At 36.8% G+C, this 25,479-nt stretch carries 21 protein-coding genes; 8 read left to right on the plus strand and 13 right to left on the minus strand.

The window, feature by feature from the left end; all coding sequences use genetic code 11:
* The first annotated feature begins 116 nt into the window (after positions 1-116).
* The gene (locus tag GWI68_RS18320; RefSeq protein WP_109408207.1) at positions 117-1,400 is read left to right on the plus strand and encodes a cystathionine gamma-synthase family protein; all 1,284 of its coding nucleotides are present in this window, start codon (positions 117-119) and stop codon (positions 1,398-1,400) included.
* 65 nt (positions 1,401-1,465) lie between these two features.
* Here GWI68_RS18320 and GWI68_RS18325 read toward each other — a convergent pair whose 3' ends face one another.
* Positions 1,466-2,023: a GNAT family N-acetyltransferase gene (locus GWI68_RS18325; RefSeq protein WP_166541206.1), complete on the minus strand. Its 558-nt coding sequence runs from the start codon at positions 2,021-2,023 to the stop codon at positions 1,466-1,468.
* A 213-nt stretch (positions 2,024-2,236) separates the two neighbouring features.
* Between GWI68_RS18325 and GWI68_RS18330 the strand changes: the two genes are divergently transcribed.
* On the plus strand, positions 2,237-3,082 hold the full coding sequence (locus GWI68_RS18330; RefSeq protein WP_166541207.1) for a helix-turn-helix domain-containing protein: 846 nt from the start codon (positions 2,237-2,239) through the stop codon (positions 3,080-3,082).
* Positions 3,083-3,214: 132 nt separating this feature from the next.
* Entirely contained in the window at positions 3,215-3,751 is a 537-nt protein-coding gene (locus GWI68_RS18335; RefSeq protein ID WP_072068090.1) for a metallophosphoesterase, read from the plus strand.
* A gap of 190 nt (positions 3,752-3,941) precedes the next feature.
* Here the strand turns inward: GWI68_RS18335 and ydeE are convergent, their stop codons facing one another.
* Entirely contained in the window at positions 3,942-5,129 is a 1,188-nt protein-coding gene (gene ydeE / locus GWI68_RS18340) for an efflux MFS transporter YdeE (protein WP_109408211.1), read from the minus strand.
* 304 nt (positions 5,130-5,433) lie between these two features.
* Here ydeE and accA point away from each other — a divergent pair, with 304 nt between their 5' ends.
* Positions 5,434-6,396: an acetyl-CoA carboxylase carboxyl transferase subunit alpha gene (gene accA, locus GWI68_RS18345; protein WP_166541208.1), complete on the plus strand. Its 963-nt coding sequence runs from the start codon at positions 5,434-5,436 to the stop codon at positions 6,394-6,396.
* 78 nt (positions 6,397-6,474) lie between these two features.
* Positions 6,475-7,362, plus strand: coding sequence for a LysR family transcriptional regulator (locus tag GWI68_RS18350; protein WP_109408318.1), 888 nt, complete (start codon positions 6,475-6,477; stop codon positions 7,360-7,362).
* 3 nt (positions 7,363-7,365) lie between these two features.
* Here GWI68_RS18350 and GWI68_RS18355 read toward each other — a convergent pair whose 3' ends face one another.
* Positions 7,366-8,868 (minus strand): MFS transporter, encoded by a 1,503-nt coding sequence (locus GWI68_RS18355; protein ID WP_166541209.1) that lies wholly within the window; start codon positions 8,866-8,868, stop codon positions 7,366-7,368.
* Positions 8,869-9,020: 152 nt separating this feature from the next.
* Here GWI68_RS18355 and GWI68_RS18360 point away from each other — a divergent pair, with 152 nt between their 5' ends.
* Both GWI68_RS18360 and GWI68_RS18370 read left to right on the plus strand, forming a co-directional pair.
* On the plus strand, positions 9,021-9,617 hold the full coding sequence (locus tag GWI68_RS18360; protein WP_109408214.1) for a TetR/AcrR family transcriptional regulator: 597 nt from the start codon (positions 9,021-9,023) through the stop codon (positions 9,615-9,617).
* A 539-nt stretch (positions 9,618-10,156) separates the two neighbouring features.
* Positions 10,157-10,312: a hypothetical protein gene (locus GWI68_RS18370; protein WP_166541210.1), complete on the plus strand. Its 156-nt coding sequence runs from the start codon at positions 10,157-10,159 to the stop codon at positions 10,310-10,312.
* An 85-nt stretch (positions 10,313-10,397) separates the two neighbouring features.
* On the opposite strand, the gene GWI68_RS18375 is transcribed toward GWI68_RS18370, so the two are convergent.
* Positions 10,398-10,991 (minus strand): TetR/AcrR family transcriptional regulator, encoded by a 594-nt coding sequence (locus tag GWI68_RS18375; RefSeq protein WP_166541211.1) that lies wholly within the window; start codon positions 10,989-10,991, stop codon positions 10,398-10,400.
* A 140-nt stretch (positions 10,992-11,131) separates the two neighbouring features.
* Between GWI68_RS18375 and GWI68_RS18380 the strand changes: the two genes are divergently transcribed.
* Positions 11,132-12,340, plus strand: a complete 1,209-nt coding sequence (locus GWI68_RS18380; RefSeq protein WP_166541212.1) for an MFS transporter — start codon at positions 11,132-11,134, stop codon at positions 12,338-12,340.
* Positions 12,341-12,403: 63 nt separating this feature from the next.
* Here the strand turns inward: GWI68_RS18380 and fhuB are convergent, their stop codons facing one another.
* From fhuB to GWI68_RS18425, 9 genes are all read right to left on the minus strand, one after another.
* A complete protein-coding gene (fhuB, locus tag GWI68_RS18385) occupies positions 12,404-14,371 on the minus strand; it encodes a Fe(3+)-hydroxamate ABC transporter permease FhuB (RefSeq protein WP_166541213.1) in 1,968 nt (655 codons plus the stop codon).
* Positions 14,361-15,269: an iron-siderophore ABC transporter substrate-binding protein gene (locus GWI68_RS18390; RefSeq protein ID WP_166541214.1), complete on the minus strand. Its 909-nt coding sequence runs from the start codon at positions 15,267-15,269 to the stop codon at positions 14,361-14,363. Before GWI68_RS18390 ends, fhuB begins: the two co-directional genes overlap by 11 nt.
* Complete coding sequence (locus GWI68_RS18395) at positions 15,260-16,042, minus strand: ABC transporter ATP-binding protein (protein WP_166541215.1); 783 nt, start codon at positions 16,040-16,042, stop codon at positions 15,260-15,262. The genes GWI68_RS18390 and GWI68_RS18395 overlap by 10 nt, the downstream gene beginning before the upstream one ends.
* Before the next feature lie 72 nt (positions 16,043-16,114).
* Positions 16,115-18,199, minus strand: a complete 2,085-nt coding sequence (locus GWI68_RS18400; RefSeq protein WP_166541216.1) for a TonB-dependent siderophore receptor — start codon at positions 18,197-18,199, stop codon at positions 16,115-16,117.
* Positions 18,200-18,310: 111 nt separating this feature from the next.
* Entirely contained in the window at positions 18,311-19,432 is a 1,122-nt protein-coding gene (locus tag GWI68_RS18405; protein ID WP_166541217.1) for an SUMF1/EgtB/PvdO family nonheme iron enzyme, read from the minus strand.
* Between the two features lie 2 nt (positions 19,433-19,434).
* The gene (locus tag GWI68_RS18410) at positions 19,435-20,589 is read right to left on the minus strand and encodes an ABC transporter substrate-binding protein (RefSeq protein WP_166541218.1); all 1,155 of its coding nucleotides are present in this window, start codon (positions 20,587-20,589) and stop codon (positions 19,435-19,437) included.
* 9 nt (positions 20,590-20,598) lie between these two features.
* Entirely contained in the window at positions 20,599-22,839 is a 2,241-nt protein-coding gene (locus GWI68_RS18415) for a TonB-dependent siderophore receptor (RefSeq protein WP_109408224.1), read from the minus strand.
* 192 nt (positions 22,840-23,031) lie between these two features.
* The gene (locus tag GWI68_RS18420) at positions 23,032-24,630 is read right to left on the minus strand and encodes an ABC-F family ATPase (RefSeq protein WP_166541219.1); all 1,599 of its coding nucleotides are present in this window, start codon (positions 24,628-24,630) and stop codon (positions 23,032-23,034) included.
* Between the two features lie 216 nt (positions 24,631-24,846).
* The gene (locus tag GWI68_RS18425) at positions 24,847-25,476 is read right to left on the minus strand and encodes an NAD(P)H-binding protein (RefSeq protein ID WP_166541220.1); all 630 of its coding nucleotides are present in this window, start codon (positions 25,474-25,476) and stop codon (positions 24,847-24,849) included.
* Between the last annotated feature and the right edge of the window lie 3 nt (positions 25,477-25,479).

Here is a 25,479-nt window from a genome sequence, read left to right on the forward strand (position 1 = left end):
CCTAATTTCGCTATTTTCATATAACTGCTAGTTTTTATACTTTATAAAACATTCTAACAACATGAATTTTTTTCAGTATGATAACTCATCCTCCATTACACAGAAGAAATAAAAAAATGGCTGACTCTCAACTAAAAAAACAATATATCGGTGAACACAAACTATCTCCTGAAACACTTATGATGAGTTATGGATATGATCCATTACTTTCTGAAGGTTCAGTAAAACCGCCAGTATTTTTAACATCGACCTTTATTTTTAAAAGTGCAGAAGAAGGCAAAGCTTTCTTTGATACAGTAAGTGGAAGAAAACCTTTACCTGAAGGTGAAAAAGCAGGTTTGGTTTATTCTCGTTTTAATCAGCCCAATAGTGAGATTGTTGAAGATAGACTTGCTGTGTATGAAAATACACAATCTTGTGTATTATTCTCTTCAGGTATGTCAGCAATCACCACAACATTAATGGCCTTAACTCAGCCTGGAGATGTCATTTTACACTCTCAACCTCTTTATGGTGGAACAGAGACATTAATTGCAAAAACACTTGCTAAATTTGGTATTCAAGCCACTCCATTTACTGACGGATTAAACCTTTCTCTGATCCAAGCACAAGCCGATAACGCTAGCCAAAAAGGGCGTGTTGCCGTTATTTTTGCAGAAACTCCTGCAAACCCAACTAATTCATTAGTCGATATTAACGCATTAAAAATTGTTGCTGATAAACTAGAAGAAAAGCAGGGCTATCGTCCCATTATTGTTTGTGATAACACATTACTTGGCCCAGTTTATCAACACCCAATTGAGCAAGGGGCGGATATATCTGTTTATTCTTTAACTAAATATGTTGGTGGTCATTCGGACTTAGTTGCTGGTGCTGCAATGGGCTCTCGTGAACTAATTAATCAAATCCGATTACTACGAGGAGCAATAGGAACACAACTTGATCCTCATTCTTGTTGGATGCTTGGACGCTCTTTAGAAACACTACAAATTAGAATGGAAAAAGCGAACCAGAATGCTTTATTAGTTGCAGAGTTTCTGCGTGATCATGAAAAAGTAAAAGCTATTCACTATTTGCCTTTTGCAGATAAAAACTCAGTTGAAGGCCAAGTATTTGCAAAACAATGTACAGGTGCAGGTTCAACATTCTCATTTGATATTGTGGGTGGAGAGAGCGAAGCTTTCCGTTTTCTTAATGCTATGAAAATTTTTAAACTGGCAGTTAGTTTGGGAGGAACTGAGTCTTTAGCCTGCCATCCAGGCTCAACAACTCATTCTGGCGTGCCGATAGCATTACGTCATAATATTGGTATTCAAGACACTACCATTCGTTTATCTATTGGTATTGAAAATCCTCAAGATTTAATTGCTGATTTATCCCAAGCATTAGCAAGTGCTTAATTAAATAAGCTTATTAATATTAAAAAACACCAGGTAATGTAGATTTCATTATCTGGTGTTTTGGTTTAATAGGTCTGTTTTTGGATTTCAATCCATTCATCTTTAGTTAAGCGGCAAATATTTTCAACTTTCACTTCATCTAAAAATTCTGCGTATTGCTCTTCAATAATGTGATGAAATTTAAACCCACATTTTTCTTGTGCTTTTTGTGACTTATTATTATCAGCAAAATACCCACACCATAGATTATCTAACTCCAAAGTTTCAAAGCTATGGCGACTAATTTCTCTCACTGCTTCAGGAATTAAACCTTTCCCCCAGAACGGAACTCCAATCCAATAAGATACTTCAGCATCATTATCGCCTATCGAGAAATTACTCTCTTTAGCAAAAGATAGGCCCACTAAGCCGATAGCGCGATCATCATCGATTAATGTGACAGCATAAACTTCATTTCGCATAAATATAGTACGAATTATTTCAGCACTTTCTTCAACACTTTTATGAGTTGGCCAACCAGCGATAGGGCCAACTCGTTCATCTTTAGCGTATTCATACAGGCTTGGCGCATCAGAAAGTTTCCATGGCCGCAGTATGAGTCTTTCAGTTTTTAATGTTTTCATTTCAATCAATTTTCTTTTTTATCAATATGTTGCTATTTATCTTACGTTTTTAAGATATGTGCATTCTAAAGAAAAGAAATAAAAACCCGAATGGCATAAAAGAGGTAAAATCAGTACTTTTGAAAACTAAATTAAAGGAAATACTTGTTATTAACAGCAATATCATCAAATATAAAAACTATCAAATTAGAATAAAAAGAGAACAATAGATTTATGTTAAGCCAAGTATTGTCACAATTAAATACCGCATCCCAACACGCCATTATGGGTGAAAGCAGTATGGCAAATGAAATTAATTACCCATTACCTTTATCTTACATCGTGGTCATGGTTTGCTTAGAAGGAAGGGCTGTAATTAATATTGGTTTTCAGAAACAGACGATTAAAGCGAATGATATTCTTATTTTAGGCGATGATATGATGACTGTTTTGAGCCAGAAATCAGCAAATTTTCGCTTATTTTATTGTTTTCTTGATAAATCTTTTGCTTCAGAAATTGCTTATTCTCTTTCTAATACTTTATTTGCCTTTCTCCATGAAAATCCCATTTTCTCCCCAAAAAAAGAACAAGAAGAAGCCTTAAATAGATGGGTAGAACAACTAAAATATATAGATAATCACTATTCTGAACATCGAAAATTGATGTTAAAAAACCATCTACAAAATCTCTTCTTTGCGATCACAGAATTAATACCAACACATTTCTCTATCGCTAAAAAAGAATTTAGTCGCAAAGAAAAGCTTTGTTGGCAATTTTGGGAATTAATTGGAAAACATTGTTTAAAGCATAGAGAAGTTGCTTTTTATGCAAATTGTCTTAATATTACGCCGTTTTATTTATCACAAATAACAAAACAATTTTTTAATGATTCACCTAAGACGTTGATTAATCGTCAAGTTATTCTTGAAATAAAAGCATTATTAATGCACACTTCACTTTCAGTAAATGAGATATCAATAAAGCTTCATTTTGATGATCCTTCTTATTTATGCCGATATTTCAAAAGAGAGACGGGGCATTCTTTATCTGGTTACCGTAAACAACATCAACGACAATAAAACAGATGATATTGTATTTATTGTTCTATTTTTAACTAAAGGAGGTAATTATGTTGAAAAAATATCACTATACAGACCGAGGGAAAATACTTTCTTAAGGTTAAGATTTTTATTACTTATTAAGAAATTACTATGATTTATTTTACTTCTGATACACATTTTTGCCATTCAAATATCCTCAATCTTTGTGATCGTCCTTTCAATAGTGTAAGCCATATGAATGATACATTAATCCATAACTGGAACGCTTATGTATCTGATCATGACGAAATCTATATTTTAGGTGATTTTCTCTATCGAGGAACAGGACAGGATGCCAACCGAATTTTACGTCGGTTAAACGGTAAAAAGTACCTTATCCGTGGAAATCACGACAAATTTCTCGATGATCCGGAATTTGATGCATCAGTATTTGAATGGGTGAAAGACTACTTTGAATTGGATTATAAAAAACGAAAAATTGTGATGTTTCATTATCCTATATTAGAATGGGGTGGTTTTTTCCGTGACGCTATTCATTTATATGGTCATGTACACAATTCACAAAAAGATCCAACTCAACGTAAACGTTTAGATGTTTTAGGAAAAAATGCAATTAATGTTGGTGTTGATGTCAACGATTTCTTCCCAATTAGCATTGAAACAATACTCAAAAGAACATCGAAATAATCTTACTTCTCGGTGTTTTTTATTTAAAACTCAATAAGGTAATGGTATTAACTAACCATGCAACTCAAGATTAAGAAGAAATATGCCTTACTTAATCCATTGTAGAAAAAATAGAGACAAAATCAGTCATCTACAAACCATAAAAAAGACACCTTTAAGGTGTCTTTTTAGTTTGTGAAGTCTTCAGAAATTAGAGTGCAATAGCTCTTGTTTTACTGGCGTTCATTCCTTGGATCATACAAAACCAAGCCAATGCAGAAACGGCCATTAAAATTGCAAATAAAGAAATAGGAGGGAATGACGTTAAAATAAAACCGCTAGCTAATGGATTTAATGCTGCGCCTAACCAACCTAATGACTGAGCAGAAAAATAACTTGCTTTCATTCCTAACGGTGCAATGTTATCAATCATCATATACTCACCGGGCGCATAAATTAACTCACCAAAAGTAAAGACGGCAATGGCTAATGCCCAAAATATTAAGTTATCACCCGCAAACATAAAGCCAAGTAAGCCAGTCATAAAAAATAACGTACCTAAGGTCATTAATTTACGCAATCTATCGGCTGTAACATGCTTACCCACAATATATTGCAAAGAAACGACAATAGCGGCGTTTACAGGTAATACAACCGCAATAACGGACTCTGCTAATTTAGCGTCATAGACGACTAAGATATATTGCGAAATACATGATGCAAAAGAGCCAAATGTTAAAGTACCAAAAAAAGTCGAGAGCACAAACCAACTTAATGCTCTGTCTTTTAGCATTATTTTCGGATCCCATTTCACACTATTTTCTTCACCAGTATTTATTGCTTTAGAACGCTGAACAAACAACTGGATCATAAAAAGTGGAACACTGGCAGAAATAGCAGCAAGCCAGAAGGGTAATTGTGTTCCATACATTAATAATAACGTGCCAATAGGCGGGCCGACCGTCCACCCCATATTGATAAAGGTATAGTTTAGCGAGAATATTTTAGGTTTCGCTGAAATCGATAAAGTTTCAGAAAAATAGGCTTTCAACACGGTTGAAAACACTAAATAGGAGCAGTTGATTACCGAGAAAAAAATAACCACTAAAACCGTACTATGAACCATAGGTATTGCAGCAAAGCCAAAGATGAACGTTATAATAGATAGCAACATATAACGTTTTTTCTCAAATTTATCCGCAAGCATCCCGAAGCCAAGGCTGAAAAAAATACCGGTTGTTAATGCAATGGACATGGCAATACCAATATCATCAACAGGTAATTGATATTCCCGTGATAAATAGATTGCCATAAACGGTAATGTTGCACCTCTTCCTATCGTAAGAAGCAGTGATGAAAACAGCAGTGCAGTTGTTGATCGTGTTTTTTTTGAGAACATATTATCTTTATTCTAATTATTTGTATTTTATGAAGTGTTTTATAATTTGCGCGATCTTTTACGGGTGCAAAAAGAACAAAATCGCACTGTGTATTAATACATGACTTAGTAATTACTGTATAGATTAAAATGAGAGAAAAAGCTCTTTTTAATCCTGTCTTTTTTCTTGCAGATCTTATAGTAAGATTTAATTATCCCATTTTTGATAATAGTGTTTATCAAATTCCTCTCTATCGCCATATTGTTATTTTTTCTAAACTGAGCTAATTATCGTTTTATTTACTGCATTAAATCCGAGGTCGTTATGTCTTTTATTCATCTTGAATTTGAAAAACCTATTGTTGAATTAGACGAAAAAATAGATGCATTGCTCACCTTTAAGCAATCTCAAGATGAACCCACAGGTATTAATTTAGATGAAGAGATTGCTCGTTTAAGACAAAAAAGTCTTTCGCTGACAAAATCTATTTTTACTGATTTAGGGGCTTGGGAAATAGTGCAACTTGCTCGTCATCCTATGCGCCCATATACCCTTGACTATATTAAAGCGATTTTTACTGACTTTCAGGAGTTAGCGGGTGATAGGGCTTATGCCGATGATAAAGCGATTGTGGCGGGTTTAGCTCGATTAGACAAAATGCCAGTCATGGTGATTGGGCAACAAAAAGGCCGTGATACAAAAGAGAAAATTCTTCGCAATTTTGGTATGCCATCACCAGAAGGTTATAGAAAAGCATTACGTTTAATGAAAATGGCTGAACGTTTTCATCTACCCGTTATTATTTTTATTGATTCTGCGGGAGCTTATCCTGGCGTTGGTGCTGAAGAACGAGGGCAAGCAGAAGCCATTGCTCGTAACATTCTTGAAATGTCACGATTAAAAACACCGATTATTTGCACTATTACTGGTGAAGGATTTTCTGGCGGAGCGCTCGCAATTGGTGTCGGTGATAAAGTTAATATGTTGCAATACAGCACTTATGCGGCAATTTCACCAGAAGGCTGTGCTTCTATTTTATGGAAAAGTTCTGATAAAGCGCCAATAGCGGCAGAAACTATGGGAATGACGGCACCTAAATTACAATCATTAGGCATTATCGACGCTATTATTCCTGAGCCATTAGGTGGTGCTCATCGTGATCATCAACAAGCGGCTGAATTTCTTAAACAACAATTATTAACCGACTTAGCCTTATTAAAAAGCTATTCAACTGAAGAGCTTTTAGATAATCGTTATCAGAAACTCATGTCTCATGGTTACTGTTAATTATTAACGAGAGAAAAGAAAATGAATGATACACTGCCTACATTAAGCAATAGAAATACAGTAGGCAGTGAATTATTTATGCAAATCGATCTTAATTTATTACGTATTTTTTCTGCCGTAGCCGAACAAGGACAATTTGCCGCGGCTGCTCGACTACTATCTATGCCTACTTCAAATATCAGTCGTGCAATTAAACAGCTTGAACAGCAACTCAATTGTAAACTTATTGATAGAACAACGCGAAAGATGCGCCTTACTGAACAAGGTAAATTACTCTATCAGCAAGGAAAGAAAACCTTAACTGAGTTAGATAATGTTGTAAGTAACATCACCAGTGATGGCCCATTAACAGGAACATTCCGCTTAACCATTCCAAGTGAATATGGCAGCGAACTACTGGCTGATATTTTAGCTGACTTTGCCGTTCTTCATCCTAATTTACTTATTCAATGTGACACCCAATTAATGCCAAGAAATATCATTGATGATGATATGGATTTACTATTAACTTTTCATCGCGGAAATCTAGCAGATAGCAGTTACCATTCACGGTTAATTAAATCGTGGCGCAGTATTGTTGTTGCCTCTAATGAGTTATTAGAAAAAACAGGAGTTCCAACTCATATCGAACAATTAAGCCAAATGCCTTGTATTTCTAGTCTAAGTGCACTAGAAGGGCAACCTTGGATATTTCTTGATGAACATAAAAAACCAATAAAAGTTACTATTAATAGCCATTATCGAGTAAATAGCGCTATATTAGCGAGAGCTGCGGTATTAAAAGGATTAGGGTTTGCTATTTTAGCTGAGCATTGTTGCCTTGATGCAATTAAAGCAGGGAATTTGCGAGCTATTGAATTTCCTCAACAGCCCGCCAGTATCAATTTAATCGCAATATATGCAAGTCGTAGTACACTTTCTCGTAATATTGAATCTTTTCTTGAGTTTCTCACTCAACGTTTATAAATATTAATCCGTTATTTGCTGAGAAAGTGCGCTATGTTTTGCTTTAAAAGGAAATAACACGATAAATAAAGTGACAAAACATGAGATCCCAGCAGTTGCGATTGCATAAGCAAACCCAGAATTAAATGCCTCTGGTAACATGGTGATGAATCCTTTGTCTAAATTGCTCGTAGCATTTTCAGTTACTAGACTGACAATATCGATATAGTTTACAGATATTCCTAATACCTGACTTTGCATAACCATATAATGGATTGCTTGTTGCACCATTAATGTGCCTAGTAAAGCAATTCCCATCGTCATTCCTGTTTGTCTTAATGCATTCATGGTTGCAGACGCCATACCAGAGCGAGATGGTGAAACACTTTTCATCACTAACGCACCAATTGCTGGTGTTGACAAGCCCATTCCAGCACCTAATACAAATAGGTAACTTCCAGTTAATCCATAGTGGCTATTTGTTGCCAATGTCGCTAATAAGCAAGAAGAAATAGCAATAAATAAGAAACCACAGATCATGAGTTTTCTGACTGAAAAATATGCAGATAAACGCCCAAAAGACATTGAAAATAGGGCCATCGCAATAAATTCAGGTGCCATTCTCCAGCCTGTTTCTAATGCACTCCAGCCTTGTGCTTTTTGCAGAAAAAAGGCAATAAAAAAGACATTACTATAAGTGGCAAAGCCCAAAGTGAAAGAAGAAAGGTTATATTGAAAAAATGCACGATCTTTAAATAAAGTAAGTGGTAATAAAGGGCGTTTAACACGTTTTTCTATCATTAAAAAGAGGGCGAGGAATATAACGCCTACAATCAATGTCGATAAAGTTCGATAATGCGACCAACCAACCGATCCGGCTTCAATTAAACCATAAGTCAACAAGCCTAATCCTAACATACTGGTTAATTGACCAAAGGGATCGAGTGCCACATTTTCAGGATCAGCACTTTCACTTAATCCATACCAACCTAGTAATACAGTAATTATGCCTATAGGAATATTAATAAGGAATATACTTGCCCAACCACTAGTGTGAACTAATACCCCACCTAAAATAGGACCAATAATCAGTGATAAAGCACTGACAGAAGACCAAATACCTATAATACGGACACGCTCAATATCAATTGGAAAAGCATGTGTAATTAGAGACAATGCGCCCGGAATTAGTGCTGCGGCAGCAATACCTTGAATAATACGACCTAAAATAAGCACTTCATGTTGCTGTGCAATCGCACAGATCACAGATCCCACTGTAAAAATAATCACCCCCCATAACCATACTTTTTTTCGCCCAAAGCGGTCACTTAAAGGGCCTGATGACAAAATACAGGCAGATAAACAGAGCGCATAAGCATCGACAATCCACTGTAAGGTTGCCATATCAGCGTGAATATCATTTTGAATAGTGGGTAATGCTACATTCACAATACTAATATCAAGTGTTGCCATAAAAGTGCCTAAACAAATGGCACAGATAAGTGACAGTCGTTTCAAATAAGTCATAAGTTTTATTGCCTTAATGATGAATAATAATGGCATAATAATACCCGACTGACCGTCGGTCAATGGTTATTGATAATGAGTTTCATTTATCATCATTGTGGCTCGCTTTAATATAGAGTACTCTTTACATGCGACTTTGAGGGAGATAAGCAATGTCATTAGAAGAACAAACTACAGATAAACCAAGAACAAAACCCGCAGAGGTTCGTTTAGAAGAGTTAATGAATGCGGCAGAAACATTGTTTTTAGATAAAGGCTTCGATGCAACAACTGTGAGCGATATCGTAAAAAAGGCAGGGGTAGCCAAAGGAACATACTATCACTATTTTTCTGCTAAAACAGACGTTCTTGATGCCTTAAGAACTCGTTATATGGATTGGTACTTGGATAAAATAGACAGTGCAATGGATGCCTGCTCAGAGCAAGATCACCGTGAAAAATTAAAACAATGGTGTGAAATTAGTGTAATTGCTTATGTTGAGAAACAGCAATTACACGATATGCTTTTTCATCAAGTTTTTCATCAAAGCAGTAATATTCATGAAAATAGGGCATTGCAGCAAATACAAACATTGTTAATTGCGGGAACTGAAAATAAAACGTGGCACGTCACACAGCCTGAATTAACCAGTACATTGATTTATCACGGTATGCATGCCGCTGTTGATAACTTAGGCCATAGTGAAGAATACACCGCAAAAACACTGGGCAATATGCTATATCAACAATTTACCCAATTACTAAAATAAAACGAAACCTTATATTGTGACAATGTCACATTAAAAACCTACTTTTATAGAAAAGGGTGATCATAATATCATGATCACCCTTGTTAATTTATATTGAAGGCATTTTGTTATTTAACCGCGTTCTTTGTGAGTCTTGAGAGAAGAACACAGAATAAAGCCAATATAATAAACAAGTTAGTAATAATTAGTGTTGAATTTAAGCTGTAGTTATCAACGAGCAAGCCACCTAAATAAGCTATCCGTATTGGAGGGAATGACGATAGTCGATTAATACGTAAGGTATTAGCACCTCACCGTTTAATAACCTGTGCATCTCCCGATTATTTTGAGCGAAATGGTATGCCTCAATCTCCTAATGCATTATCAGAACATCAATTAATTACTTTTTCTCACCAAGGTTCAACAGTGCCTTAGAAATATCAAGCTCATCAAAAAGAATTCGCTCTTCCCGTTAAAGGTAAATTACATTTAGATAATACAGAAGCTATTTTAGACATGGCATTATCGGGTTATGGAATATGCCAGTTAGGTAGTTTTTAGTGGGTGAATTTATTAAATCTGATAAATTAGTGCCTATTTTATTAGAGCATACAGTTGATCTTGCACCGATTTGTGCCGTTTATTCGTCTAAACGCCATTTATCTCCCAAAGTACGCTATTTGCTTGATTTTATTGAAAAGCAATATGGCAAATAGCATAATCTTTGATTTGAATAATAATTAATGTGTAAAAAATCAAATAGACAATAGCGAGGATTATCACCGTGATCCTCGCTATATTTTATTTATTCTGCAAAATACGTAAACGATTTAATAAGGTATCTAATGTAGATTTAGCATGTTCTAGCTGAGCCTTACCATCGAGACTATTTGCTATCCATAAAGCAGTGGCTTCTAAACTGCCATAAATGAATAGAGCCAACATTTTTGAGTCAGCCTTTACAAGTATTTTATTCTCGATAAGTTTATCAATCATACTACTCATAGATACTACACAATGAGTGGGAAGTTCAGTCACTTTATCACTTAATACAGCGCGTGAATCTCTCATAATAATACGTTGAATTTCAGGCTCTAAAGCCATTTCTAAATAGGTATGACAACGCATTGAAAATGCCAACCAAGGATCGTCAATAGTATCGGAAATAGCCTGTAAACGAGCATCCATCTCTGCATCTATTTGTGCAACAACAGCCGATAACAATCCTTTTTTATCACCAAAATGGTGATACAACGCACCTCGAGTTAAACCTGCTTGTGCCGTTAAGTCATCCATTGAGGCTTCTGTATAGCCTTGTTCACAGAATACTTTCCTTGCTGTTTCTAGCAATAATAGCCGTGTTTCTTCCATTTCAGCACGAGTACGTCTAGCCATTTTATCTCCTTTTTTAAACATACATACGTATTGTTTGTATATTTACATTCAGATCGTATGAATATATGATTTATACATACGCACTGTATGTATTATCTTTAACCCTCGCTAAAATGGCAAGGGTAAACATAAGGAAAACTATGATAAATACTTATCGAACACTATTTAGCTATAAAGGCACGCTATCTTTTACCTTAGCGGGAATGGTTGCACGATTACCACTACCGATGATGGGTATTGGTATCATCATGATGATTTCACAACTTACAGGCAGCTATGCATTAGCGGGAACAATTTCTGCCAGTTTTGTATTTACTTACGCGATGCTATCACCGCAAATATCACGTCTAGTTGATACTTATGGGCAATATCGAATTTTACCTTTATTCACATTAATCAGCGTTATTGGAATAGGGGGCATGTTATTGGCAACATGGTTACAATGGCATATTAGTTTATTATTTATTTTTGCAGTGCTGATTGGCTTTATGCCGTGTATTTCTGCAATGATCAGAGCAAGATGGACAGTAATTTATAAAGAAGATAGTCGCTTACAAACAGCTTATTCGTTAGAAAGTGTGTTTGATGAAGTTACATTTATTATTGGTCCACCCATTTCAGTCACATTAAGTGTCGTTTTTTTCCCACAAGCTGGGTTATTAATGTCTGCTGTTTTTCTTATCATCGGTGTATTTTTACTCGTTTTACAACGTGATACAGAGCCTGCAATAACACCAATATCTTCTGAATTAATACATCATAAGACACAATCTGTGATCCGCTTTTCTCTCGTAAAAATCTTAACTGTTATTATGATTTTTATGGGCGTAATTGTAGGCACCATTGATATTTTTAGTGTGGCTTTCGCCAATACCCAAAAAATGCCTGCAGGTGCAAGCATTGTATTATCCGCCTATGCTATTGGCTCTTGTTTTGCAGGTCTATTCTTTGGCACATTAAAATTATCAACACCGTTACACCGTTTATTATGCTTAGGTGGCATCGCAACGTTCCTCACTATTTTACCTCTTGTTTTTGTAGACTCAATTTATAGCTTAAGTTTAGTGGTATTAATTTCCGGGATCTTCTTTGCTCCCATGATAATAGTGACAATGTCACTTATTGAGAAAAGTGTACCCGAAAATCAACTTACAGAAGGAATGACATGGTTACTTGCAGGATTAAATGTAGGCACAGCAATTGGTGCAACATTAACAGGGCAACTTGTTGATTATTCTGGTGTTCAATCTGGTGTATGGATTGCAATTGGAGCAAGTACTTTAGTGATGTTAATTGCATTTTTAGGTTTTCAACGCATTAATCATAAAAACAGTAAAAGTTATGCGTAATTAATAACGATCAAAGCCTAAGAATATCAGCAAAAATAACACCAATATCTTAGGCTTTTTCAATCAACGGCTACGATTTAACAGCATTAAGCAAAGGAAATAGCTACCACCTAAAATAGCGACTAAAGTTCCTGCTGCAATTTGTGCGGGATAAATAAATATTTGTCCAAGCCAATCAGCCCAAACCATTAATGTTCCACCAATTAACCCTGAAACCATTAATTGTGCGTTGATTTTTTTAGCACCAAGTAATACCGCCATATGAGGAGCAACTAAGCCAATAAAGGCAATAGGGCCTACCGTTGAAGTGACTAAAGCACATAATAGTGAAACGATGATTAATAAAATAATACTGGCACGTTCAGTATGTAATCCACGAGCTAAAGCAAAACTTCGACCAATTGATATTAATGCAAGCCAGCGCGTTAATAAAAAGACACTTCCTACAATCAATGTGATTGCGAATGCAAAATAGAGAGCCTGTTCACTATTAACACGATAAGTCGAACCTGATAACCACAGTAATATTTTATAGCTGCTTAATGAGCCTTTCGCTAAGAAAAATTGAATAAAGGCTTCTAAACTCGCGGTTAAGGCAATACCCGTTAATATTAAGCTGGCTGGTGCATATTGGTGTTTCTTGCCTAAGACTAATAGAGCAATCATCACAATACAGCTACCTAATAATGCAATTCCCCACTGTGATGTTTGTAAGGTACTCCCTAAAATTAAGCTAGAAAAAACCAATGCAAAAGTAGCACCAGATGAAACCCCTAAAATATCAGGGCTAGCTAATGGATTGTAGATTAAACGTTGTAAAATAACGCCAGCAATAGCCAGTGCAATACCTGCAAATAAAGCAGCTAATAAACGAGGAGAGCGTAATGCCCATTGGTAAACAGATGGTATTTCCCAAAACCATTGGTGCTCATTAATATGAATGAAAAGTGTAAGGGCTAATCCAAGTATTAATAATACAAATATTCCTATCACAGTATATATTGATACTGTTTTGGTCTGAGAATGAATAGAAATAGAAAGCTGATCTTGGGCTCTCATTTTCTTTCGACTAAACCAAATTAATGCAGGTGCTCCAATAGCCGCGGCTGTCACCCCACTGGGAATAACCGTATTGAGCCACTGTCCAACCCATATTGCCAAGCTATCTGTAATAAGTAATAAGCATATTCCCATTAGGCCACTGGCAATAAGCTCTTGACGAGGCGTTCTTGCGCCTAATGTTCTGACAATATTAGGTGCAAGTAATCCGATAAAACTAATGACGCCAACAACAGTAATTGAAACAGAAACTAACCAAGTGCTTAATATAATAAAAAATGCAAATGTGGGTAAAACAGACAGCCCTCGAGCCGTTGCACCTTCATGCCCTAATCGCAATAAAGTGAGAATACGGGGTGCAAACATAAAAATAAGTAAAACAGGTGTAATTCGAGGTAATAACCAAAAAAACGTCTCCCAACCATCTTGAGCAAGATCTCCAGCTCCCCACATAAATATATTCTGGGCGAATTGAGAATTTAACGTCACTAATGCGGTTGCAATCGCACCTAATAAGATATTCACTACCATACCGGAAACAACAAGGGGCAAGCCGGTCATATTGCGAATACCTGCAATCATAATCACCAAAAAGAAAGCCAATAACGCTCCCATTGTCGCAGCGAATGCGCTGTGATCAGCAACCCAATCTGTAAACCAGATATTAACAATAACTAAAGCTAACCAAGCGCCTGAAGAAGTTCCTAATGTTAACGGTGATGTCAGGTTATTTTGTGTTAATTGTTGCATTAAGCTGCCAATAACACCGAAAATTCCTCCAATCAGCAGTGTCATAGCTAAACGAGGTAATTGTGCATGAATAAAAAAAACATCGGCAAATAGGGTGTTTGTGTCTAAATGCCCTAACAAATACCATTGACGAGATAATGAAAGAGAATTATCAATTTGTAAGCTAGTAATGCTTAATAAGATGATTGCCAAAAAATAGAAAGTAAATTGCTTAATGTTCATTATTCTGTGCCATATCTAATAAACTTTCTGTAATAGCTTCAGCCATTAACGTTAATGATGCCACTCCACCATAATTCCATACTGGTTTCACTGAATGAAAATGCCCATTCTGTACAAATGGCATGGCTTGCCATAACACGGATTTTTGCAGTTTACTTTCATCAGGGAATGGCAACATATAAAGAACATATCCTTGTCTAATATGCTGCAATATATTCATTCTTCGCTGATCAATTCCCCAAGGTTGAGGAGGTAATGATATGGCAGATTTTAGACCTAACTTATTAACTACATATTCAGTTGTTGAATTTTCGGTGTACAAAAAAACAGATGTTAATGTAGAAAAACGGATCACTTCCACTTCAGGTAATGTAATAAATGCTTGCTGTAATTTGCTCTTTAATTGTGTAAAAGTGCTATCCATTTCCGCTAACTTTTTTTGTGCAAGCGCTGTTTTTCCTAAAATAGAGGCTAGGGTATTAAAATGCGCCAAAGCAACTTCTGCGGCATTATCTTGACGAGAGAAATTAGGCAGATATACGACAGGGGCAATAGTTTTTAATACAGGCAATAAATCTTGTTGTGAACTTGATGCCAAAATAAGATCTGGCTTTAACGATGCCATTTTTTCTAAATTAGGCTCTGCTCGCATACCCACTTCTTCAATAGTATTTGGAGCAACAGGGTGAGCTACCCATTGGTTATACCCAGCAATTTCAGTTGCCCCCACAGGAATAACATCAAGTGTCAATATTTGTTCCAGTAGATCCCAATCTAAAACAATAATGCGTTGGGGGATTTTATTGCTATTTTGCGCAGCATTAACAAGGGGAGTGATAAATAAAATAGCCAGACAAAAAGGCAGAAATCTAACTATTTTTTGTAATATTACACGCATACCACCGCCACCTTATGTTGTTGTGAACCTTGATTATCAGGGTGTTCAATCAGCTTAATAGGTGTTTCATAAAGTGCTGAAAGTCGCTCATCATCAAAAAGTAGAGAGGCTTCACCTTCAAATGCAATTTTCCCTTTTTTAAGCGCGATAATATGAGTGGCATAACGCAAGGCAAGGTTGAGATCATGCAAAATAACAATAATACCAACATGTTGAGTTTGATTTAGCTCACTTAAGAGTTCCATTAGTTGATATTGATGATGTATATCTAAAGCAGAAGTAGGTTCATCTAAAATTAAAATGGGTGATTGTTGAGCCAGTAACATTGCAACCCAAGCACGTTGACGTTCACCACCAGATAAATCATCAGCGAGTGTGTCTGCAAAGGGCAGAACTCCCGCTTTTACCATTGCTGTTGTGATTATTTCATCATCTTTTTTATTCCAACGGCCTAATGTTCCACGCCAAGGAAAACGGCCTAAACGCACTAATTCTCTTACTGTTAATCCTGCAGAAGCAGGAAGTTTTTGAGGAAGAAAGGCTATCTGTTTAGCTAGGTCACGTGGTTTATAGTGTGAGATATTGCAATTATTCAGTGTAATATTTCCACTATCTGGGGCTTGCTGACCAGATAATAAACTGACTAAAGTCGATTTACCTGAACCATTATGACCGAGCACAATAGTTAACCCAGAATCTGAAATACGCAGTGAGGGGATTGATAAAATAGTACGTCCACCGCGATCCATTTGAATATTTGAGAGTTCAAACATGGTCACTCATTTATAAAATAATATTCCCCCATTTATTGTACGATGAGCAATAAATGGAGGAATAAGAAAAATTTACCAGCGATATTTAGCATTCAATAAAACAGAACGGGATTGACCGTAATAACAGTAATAATCACAACCAGAGAGATATTCTTTATCAAGAATATTGTTGATATTTAACTGTAATTGCCACTGTTTATTGACGTTATAGATTGCAGCCATATCCCATAATGTTGCACTTGGTACAGTTAAATCACTACTCTTAGGATTATCTTTAGATTTACCTAAATAACGAACACCTGTTCCTAAGGTTAAATCTTGAGTTCCAGTAATTGGAATAGTGTAGTTACCCCAAGCAGATGCGGTATGTTTAGGAATTAAACCTGCTTGTTGTTTACCTTTATTACCTGTGTCATCAGTTTGCATATCGGTATAGGTATAATTGGCTTTTAATGCAAAACGTTCCGTTAATTGCATTTCACTTGTTACTTCAACACCTTTTGATGTCACTTTACCAGTTTGTGTTGAAACAGAAGTCGTTGGGTTTGCTACAAGAGCATTTTTTTGTGTGATATCAAACCAGGCAATATTAAAGTAACCATCCATAAAATCAGGTGTGTACTTTATCCCTGCCTCAATTTGATCGCCTTTTAACGGTTTATACAGATCTTTCGTCGCAGGGTCGATAGTGCTCATCACCTCAAAAGACTCAGAATAGCTCACATAAGGAGAGAGACCATTATCGGCTAGATACATTAATCCTGCATTGAGGCTAAACTCACTATCGGTACGTGATTTGTCCTCATTTTTTGTTTGTGCTTTATTTTCTGTTTTTACCCAATCTTGACGTACACCGGCTACTGCAACCCAGCGACTATCAAATTTGGTTTGATACTGTGAATAAAGGCTATATTGTGTTTTGTCGATGGTGCGATTGACATTATTAGCAGGATCAAGAGGAATATATTTACCGTAAACAGGGTTCCACGGATTAATCGTACCAAAATTGTAATTATCTTGTTCATCACCTTTAGTTTGGTGATATTGCAATTCAGCACCCGCTAATAATGTATGCTCGAAATTATCTGTATCCCATTCACCAACAACATTATTATCAAAAGAGATACTTTGGTTTTTACCATCACGGAAAACGATGCCACGATTCAGTTCTGTTGCGGTAATATCTGAATTAGGGAAGGCATAAACGCTACGCAATAACAGATCGTTATAACCATAATTTAGACGTTGAGAAAAACGCCAAACATCATTGATATTACTTTCTAATAAATAACCCGCTGAAATTTGAGTACGTTTATACTTATCGTAACCTGGTTCACCTAAATTTGTTGAAGGCTTAATTTTACCAAAAGGAGATGAAATCAAAGTGCCTGCGGCAGGAAAGAACGGGTTAGTTGGTGTGCCATCATCATGCAAATAAGTTGCCATAAACGTCAATGATGTATCGTCAGTCAAGTTAATCGCAACACTTGGTGCCAGATAAATACGCTCACTATCTGTGTGAGATAATTCTCCGTCTGATTTTTTCATTAACCCAACAAGGCGATAGCGCACACGTTTATCATCCGTGGCACTTGAAACATCAAAACCTAACCCACGTTGATCATTATTTCCAACTTCAAGAAATACTTCATTTTGGGGTTTAAAGCTGGGTTTCTTTTGTACTACGTTAACAGCACCACCAGGTGTAGATTCACCAAATAATACAGCTGAAGCACCTTTTACAACTTCAATTTGTTCAAAACCATAAGGTTCAAGTAGCCATGTATAATAACCATCACGAAAGAGACGACTGTTATCTAAATACGTTGCAGCTTCAAAACCGCGCACACGAAGCCAGTCAGTATCGTTATCGGCACCAAAGGGTTGAGAAACGACACCTGACGTATAACGTAAAGCTTCATCAAGTTTTTGAGGCGCATGTATTTCGAGATCTTTTTGAGAAATGACAGAAACGGATTTAGGCGTTTCTTGCAAACTAGTATTTACTTTTAATGCTTGAGCACTAACGACAAGCTTTTCTACTTGTTCTGTCTTTACTGCTTCTTCTGCAAAAGCCTGTGTAGCCAAAACAAAAGGAAAGGTGGCAGAACAGAGCAATGCCACCGGTTTTAATTTAAATGCATAAAGATTAATCACAATAAGCCACCGAATAATAATGATTACTATTAGCACTATTATTCATGCAATCGATACTAAGGTAAATTAATTTATGCAAAAATGTCTATAAATAATAATTTTTTAGATTAATTAACTGGTTGTATCAATCCAAGCAAGGCGACCACCGACAGAAGTGCTGCGATGTGATGCATTGTGGCTTAAACACAAAGTTCGCATACCTGCAGCTTGTTGTGAATACCAAGCCCCTCCGCGCATTAAAGAGCGTTGACCATAATTTCGTAAATAAACCTGATCATTGTCCTGTTGGTTTATTGCTGGATATAATCCTAATTCTTTAAATAATGTAGGTATTTCAATACTATTTTCTGCTGTTATTGCATTAAAATCACCATCCATTAATCCCGCAGGATAACCATTATCTGTTGGTGTGCCGTTATAGTGTTTTATTGAAGTTGATAAAATGGGAGTGCCTGCATTTTTGTCACAATGATCTGAAGGGGCATCGTATTTTGCGCTATCGGGATGATTGATGGGCAATAATTGCCCCGTTGATAATGCTATTGAATGCCATTGCTCTGTTACAGAGGGATCACCACAGAATACTGAATCATTATCTTTAATTATCTGTATTTCTCCGGCATTTAATTGCATACCGCTTTGCCATTCCCAAAGGTTGCCACATAAATCACTAATACCAAACTCACTATTATCATGATACCAATTCGACCATTGCGGTCCTGTTATTGTCGTGGGATCACCTGTAGTAAAGTCAGTATCACCAGCTTCTTTACCATCAACGCGATTAACAGATTGCTCTGGATGAAGAAAACTTCGTCCATAATCTGTATTGCCATCTTCAATCATATTGTGGTGGCGACACCACAGCATTAAAGCAGCCCATTCTGCATGGGTACTTAAATGAAATCCCCGCCCTGTATGTTGTGCATATTGCTGAAAACTCAATAAATCTAATAATGTCGCCGGTTTTTGGTTAGGCAAACTTAACAACTCACCTTGATGCAATGAAGCGGGGTAACACGCATAGAAAAATCCATTCTTAACTTTTTCATTTACAATAAATGCAGAGTGAATAGTATCATCAAGATTATCTGATACCTCATTTAATCGAAAATAAGGAACAACGTACATATAGTTAGGTTGGCCTTTTGCTGAGTATAAAATAGTTCTTTTTCCTGCTGACTGTGACTCAACTTTTGCCCGTAAAGGATCGGGTGAATAGATATCAAACATGATTATTCCTTATCTTGATCAAGTAATGTTACCCAATAGCCCGTTTCCCATTTCACAGGTAAAAATTGAGTATGGTAATCATAAAAAATAGTGTCTACATCGAGGTGAGAAAAGCGATCAGGGTGTAGCCATTTAGCCATTTGTAAGATTGCAATAAAACCAAAAGGGCTGTCATAAAATGAGTGCCAAAGGGCATATACTTGTTTATTTTTAACCGCATCGAGTGTTTTGTAGGCAAGCCGTTGCATTAAAATTTCAAGTTGCTGTTTTGCCAAATCTAAATTTGCACCAGGCCCTAAGTTAATCCAATCACCTGACGGGTTATAGCCACTCCAATCAGCCCCTGTTAAAAAAATTTTATCGGGTTTGGCATAAATCACCGTTTCTTGGTTCAAAACCCCATAAGTGCCTTTTATATATTCTGAGCCTAAGTTTTGCCCACCTGCATTTTGTAGCATTTGTCCCATACTGCCATTACCATAAGAAAGACAACACTCAGGTGTAAAGCCCGCAGCTCGTTCAAATAACACATTAGGGCGTTTAAATGGTTTTTTTCCTAATTGCTGAGAAATATAAGTGAGTTGTTTTTCACGAAATTGATTCATGGCTTGGCTTTGTGAAATATTACCCAGTAAATTCCCCATAATAGATGTGCTGATTGGCGTGTTATTAAGTGGGTCGATACTCAAATCAAACACCACAACAGGAATATTCGCTTTCGTTAATAAATCCAGCACACCATTCACACTAATTGCACGATAAGTTCCAACCGCCACAATAATGACATCGGGTTTTAGCGCGATAAGTTTCTCACTATTGAAATGCCCACTCGACATAGCCGTAAATTCAGGTAATGCCAATAATTGGGGGAATGCTCGCGTATATTGATGATATAAACTTAAGTCGGCGGTACGAAATGCAGAAGGCATCCCGATAAGGCGCTCATAAAGAGCGCCTTCATTTAATGAAGCATAAAGTAAAAATAACCCACTATCTGCCACATAAATACGTGTTAATTCTTGTGGTAATACAATTTCTCTTCCCAGAATGTCAACGATTTCTCTCTGTTTTGGTTTTGCATAAACAGGAAAAGGGCTTGCTAATAGTAACGATAATGCACTGGCACCTTTTAGTAATGAACGTCGATAGTTATCCATGTTCATTTCCTAAAAATAGTAATTGAGGACACCAAGCACAACACGGTCGCTTCCCACACTGCAATAAGTCGAACTAGTACAGCTAGAAACATAGGATTTATTCGTGATATTGCTGACAGTTAATCCTAATTCTAAACCCTGTAATTCACGATTAATTGCCGATAATTGGTAGCGGAAACTCACATCCCCTAACCATACTGCGGGTACTTTAAATGTATTTGTATTATCGCCGTAAGTTGAACCTAAATAACGGACACCCGCACCTAATAATGCACCGTCTAAATAAGGCTGATGGAAACGATAATCTATCCATGCAGATCCCGTATGAGTAGGTACTTGAACAGGATGTTTATTTAAGGTGGTTGGATCGCTAGTCGATGTCACAATATTATGAAGATAGGCATAATTGAGCATCATATTAACTTGTGGCGTTAGCGCTAATTTACTTTCAAACTCAAGTCCACGAGAACGAATTTCACCTGATTGCTGATAATAATCAGGATTTCTAGGATTATGTGTTGTGACATTTTCTTGGGTTAATTGATATACAGAAACACTAACCAGTTGTGTTAACTCAGGATTTTGATATTTAACGCCTGCTTCATATTGTTTTGATTTCATTGGAATAAAAGCTTTTCCATCTGCATCAGTGCCCAATACAGGATCAAAACTATCAGATGTACTTATCCATGGTGAGAACCCATTATTAAATTGATAACTTAAACCAACACGATGACTCCATGCTGTGTTATGGCTTTGCTGTGTCGTACCTGATATTTGATTATGTGTATCTAAGTCCGCACTGTCATAACGGCCACTGAGTAATAAATTCCATTGCTGCCAACGCAGGTGATCTTGTAAATAGTATCCATAGCGATCAAATTGTTGTTTTGTGGAAGTACGAGAAACAGGGTAAGGCTCAAAATCAGGCTTATGATGTGATGCCCACGGATCAAAACTAACCGTTTGTGAACCCCACCAATCTTTTGTCATATAGCCATGTTGGTAATCAAAACCAGCCATCACAGTATGATTGATATCCCATGTTGCTAATTTACCAATCAATTGTGAATCAGTTACCCATGTTTCTGATTTACTTGGTGCTTCCTGATAAACCGCAGTTAATAAGCGATCACCAGGTAAAAAACCACGGGTATAGTCACGGCTTATTTCCGTATCAACCTTCATAAAACGAGTGTTTTGCTTAAATTGCCACTGTGGGGACAATTCATATTCAAACAATGAAGTTAACGACTGTTGTTTACGATGTGAATTATCATGACTTTGATTATTATAATTTCGATTAGGATCAACTTTACCATTAGGATTCGGTAATAAACCTAATGCTTGAGCCGGTAGCGTATTGTAGTAACCTAGGCGAGGCTCTTTTTGATATTGTCCCAATATTGTCCAACTCAGTGCATCATTCGGTTTCCAAGTGATAGCCGGTGAAATAAGAAAACGAGTTTGACGAGAAGAGGGAATTTGCGACTCTTGTTCAAGCGCTAACCCTGAAACACGATATAACCATGTTTCATCCTCATTAAGAGCTGATGTGGTATCAAATTTAATACCATGATTTTTATTATTACCCGCTTGTAATTGCACTTGGTGTTGCGTTTCTGCGGAAGGGCGACGCGATGTCATATTAATCACGCCACCTGCACCACCTTGTCCATATAAGGCAGATGCCGGGCCATGTACGGCTTCAATACTTTCTAAACTCCAACTATCAATCTGTGGCGCCCAAATACCACTATTACCAAGCATTCTTAAGCCATCTAAATAATAATCAGCATCAAATCCGCGCATTTTTGAATAATCAATACCGCTTCCAAAAGCGCCAAATTTTTCACTCACAACCCCTGAGCTATAACGTAATGCTTGACTAATAGATTCAGAGGGCAAGTTATCTAGCTGGCTACGATTAACAACAGAAACCATTTGTGGTGCTTCTAATAAAGTGGCATCACTTTTAGTTGCCGTTGTCTGTTGTTTTGCAACATATCCGTAAGGTTGTGCATCAGACGACGAACTTGGCGCAGAAGTAACAATAATTTTTTCAATATTTTCTGATGCAAAAGAAGGTGACATCACGCTTAGTGAAATTAATGTCGGTAAAACAAAAGAATAGCCACATTTCCAATAATTTTTTAATTGCTTATTTGGACAATGTATTGTTTGAGGTAGTAGCAACATAATGATCCCAAAAAATGAAATAAACCATGATTGACTCGTGGTCGGTAACATACACTAACGACTGACTGTCAGTCAATATAAATGATAATCATTTATATTTGTATTGCCGTAAAAATAGAATGAGTCATAAATGAAATAAAAATAGGAGGGCGAAATTATCGGGATCTTTTGATTACAATAAAAAAGGCCTGATAAATAGTTATCAAGCCTTTGTTTGTTTATTACTTTAATTCTGCTGTGAAATTAAAGTGTAACACCTTTTTTGGCAAGGAACTCATCATAAGTACCTTGGAAATTAGTCACTTTTTCAGGTGTAATTTCAATAATACGATTTGCTAATGAACTTACGAATTCACGGTCATGAGAAACAAAAATCAGAGTACCTTGATAAAGTTCTAATGCCATATTCAGTGATTCAATAGATTCCATATCCAAGTGGTTGGTTGGCTCATCCATAATCAGAATGTTTGGTTTTTGCATCATCAGCTTACCAAATAACATTCTGCCTTTTTCACCACCAGATAAAACTTGAACTGATTTTTTCAAGTCATCTTGAGAGAACAGTAAACGACCTAATACGCTACGTACAGATTGTTCGTCGTCTTCTGGTTTCATCCATAAGCTCATCCAATCAAATACGGTCATATCTACTTCAAAATCAGTTGCATGATCTTGTGCATAATAACCGATATTTGAGTTTTCAGACCATTTTAAACGGCCTGTATCTGGTGTTAATTCACCGACTAATGTTTTAATCATCGTCGATTTACCCACACCGTTATTACCTAGAATGGCAACTTTTTCGCCCACTTCAAGCATCATATTGACGTCTTTAAACAGTGGGGCATTATCATCATAGCCTTTAGAGATATTTTCCACTTCAAGCGCATTACGGAATAATTTTTTCTCTTGTTCAAAGCGGATGAATGGGTTTTGGCGACTTGATGCTTTAACTTCAGCTAATTGAATTTTTTCAATTTGCTTAGCACGAGAGGTTGCTTGGCGTGATTTAGATGCATTAGCACTGAAACGACTTACAAAAGATTGTAATTCATTAATCTGTGCTTTTTTCTTCGCATTATCCGCTAATAAACGTTCACGCGCTTGGGTTGCAGCAAACATATATTCATCATAGTTACCTGGATGAACGGCTAATGCACCGTAGTCAAGGTCAGCCATGTGCGTACAGACCATATTTAAGAAGTGACGGTCATGGGAAATAATGATCATGGTACTGTTACGTTCATTTAGCGTTTGTTCAAGCCAACGAATAGTATCAATATCCAAGTTATTCGTCGGTTCATCCAGTAACAAAATATCCGGATCAGCGAATAGGGCTTGTGCTAATAACACACGTAATTTCCAACCTGGTGCGACTTCACTCATAGGGCCATTATGTTGTTCTAATGGAATGCCTACATTTAATAACAATTCGCCAGCACGAGATTCAACGGTATAACCGTCCATTTCACCGAATTTTACTTCCAGATCGGCAACTCGTAAGCCATCTTCTTCACTCATTTCTGGTAAGTTATAGATGCGTTCGCGCTCTTGTTTAACTTCCCAAAGTTCAGTGTGCCCCATAATCACAGTATCAAGCACTGTATATTCTTCATAAGCAAATTGGTCTTGTTTTAATTTACCAAGGCGCTCATTAGGATCAAGAAATACGTTACCGCTACTTGGCACTAAATCGCCACCTAAAATTTTCATAAAGGTTGATTTACCGCTACCGTTAGCACCGATTAAACCATAGCGATTTCCGCCACCGAATTTGACAGAAATGTTTTCAAACAGTGGCTTCGAGCCAAACTGCATAGTGATATTATTGCTGATTAACAAGACGAATACTCATTATTAGTGAATGACAAAAGGTAATGGGGCCGCATTATGCCACAAGTTACCCCTATTAAGACAGTAAAGTGACAAATGTCTATTGAGGAAATTTCATTGTGAGCAGAAAACTCATCATAATGTGAGTTATTGACCACAATAAAAGCAAGAAAAAAGAGATAACACATAGGTTATCTCTTAAGTTAATTGTGTTGATATTAATATCTATGATTTAGTTGGCACCAAACCCGGTTCAACCACTGCATAAACTTGATCATCTAGAAGATCGGCTTCAAGAAGTTGAGTCACCAAACGCGCGACATCACGACGATTAACTAAGCCGTGAGTCTCTTCATATTGATAAAGCTGAGCTTTACCCGTTTCTTCACCATTCAGTAATCCGCCAGGTCTTACTATCGCATAATCAAAACGGCTAGTTTGCAGCCATACTTCAGCTAATGATTTTTCTCTAACGGCTTGCCCAAAAGCGGCTTTTGCTCTGTCAGATAAAGCAACCCAACTATCGCCACAGCCTAAAGAAGAAACCATGAGCATCCGTTGAAACCCCATTTTTTCCGCAGTATCAATCACGGTTCTATGCGCAAGATAATCATTTTCTCCGCCCATTGTGGAGATAATGTCTGCTTCTTTTCCTGCTAGTGTTAAAACAGCTTCAACCGCTTTAGCATCAATCGCATCACCAATAACTGTTTTGATCCCTTTTTCTTCTAAACGATTGGCCGCATCTTCGGAACGAACTAAAGCCACAATAGGGCGTTGTTGTGTAACGCCAATATCTGCAATATGTGCGCCAATCCCTTTACCGCCAGCACCAAAAATAACCCAAGTTTTCACGTG

The organism is Proteus sp. G2669, assembly GCF_009915245.1.
Taxonomy (GTDB): Bacteria; Pseudomonadota; Gammaproteobacteria; order Enterobacterales; family Enterobacteriaceae; genus Proteus.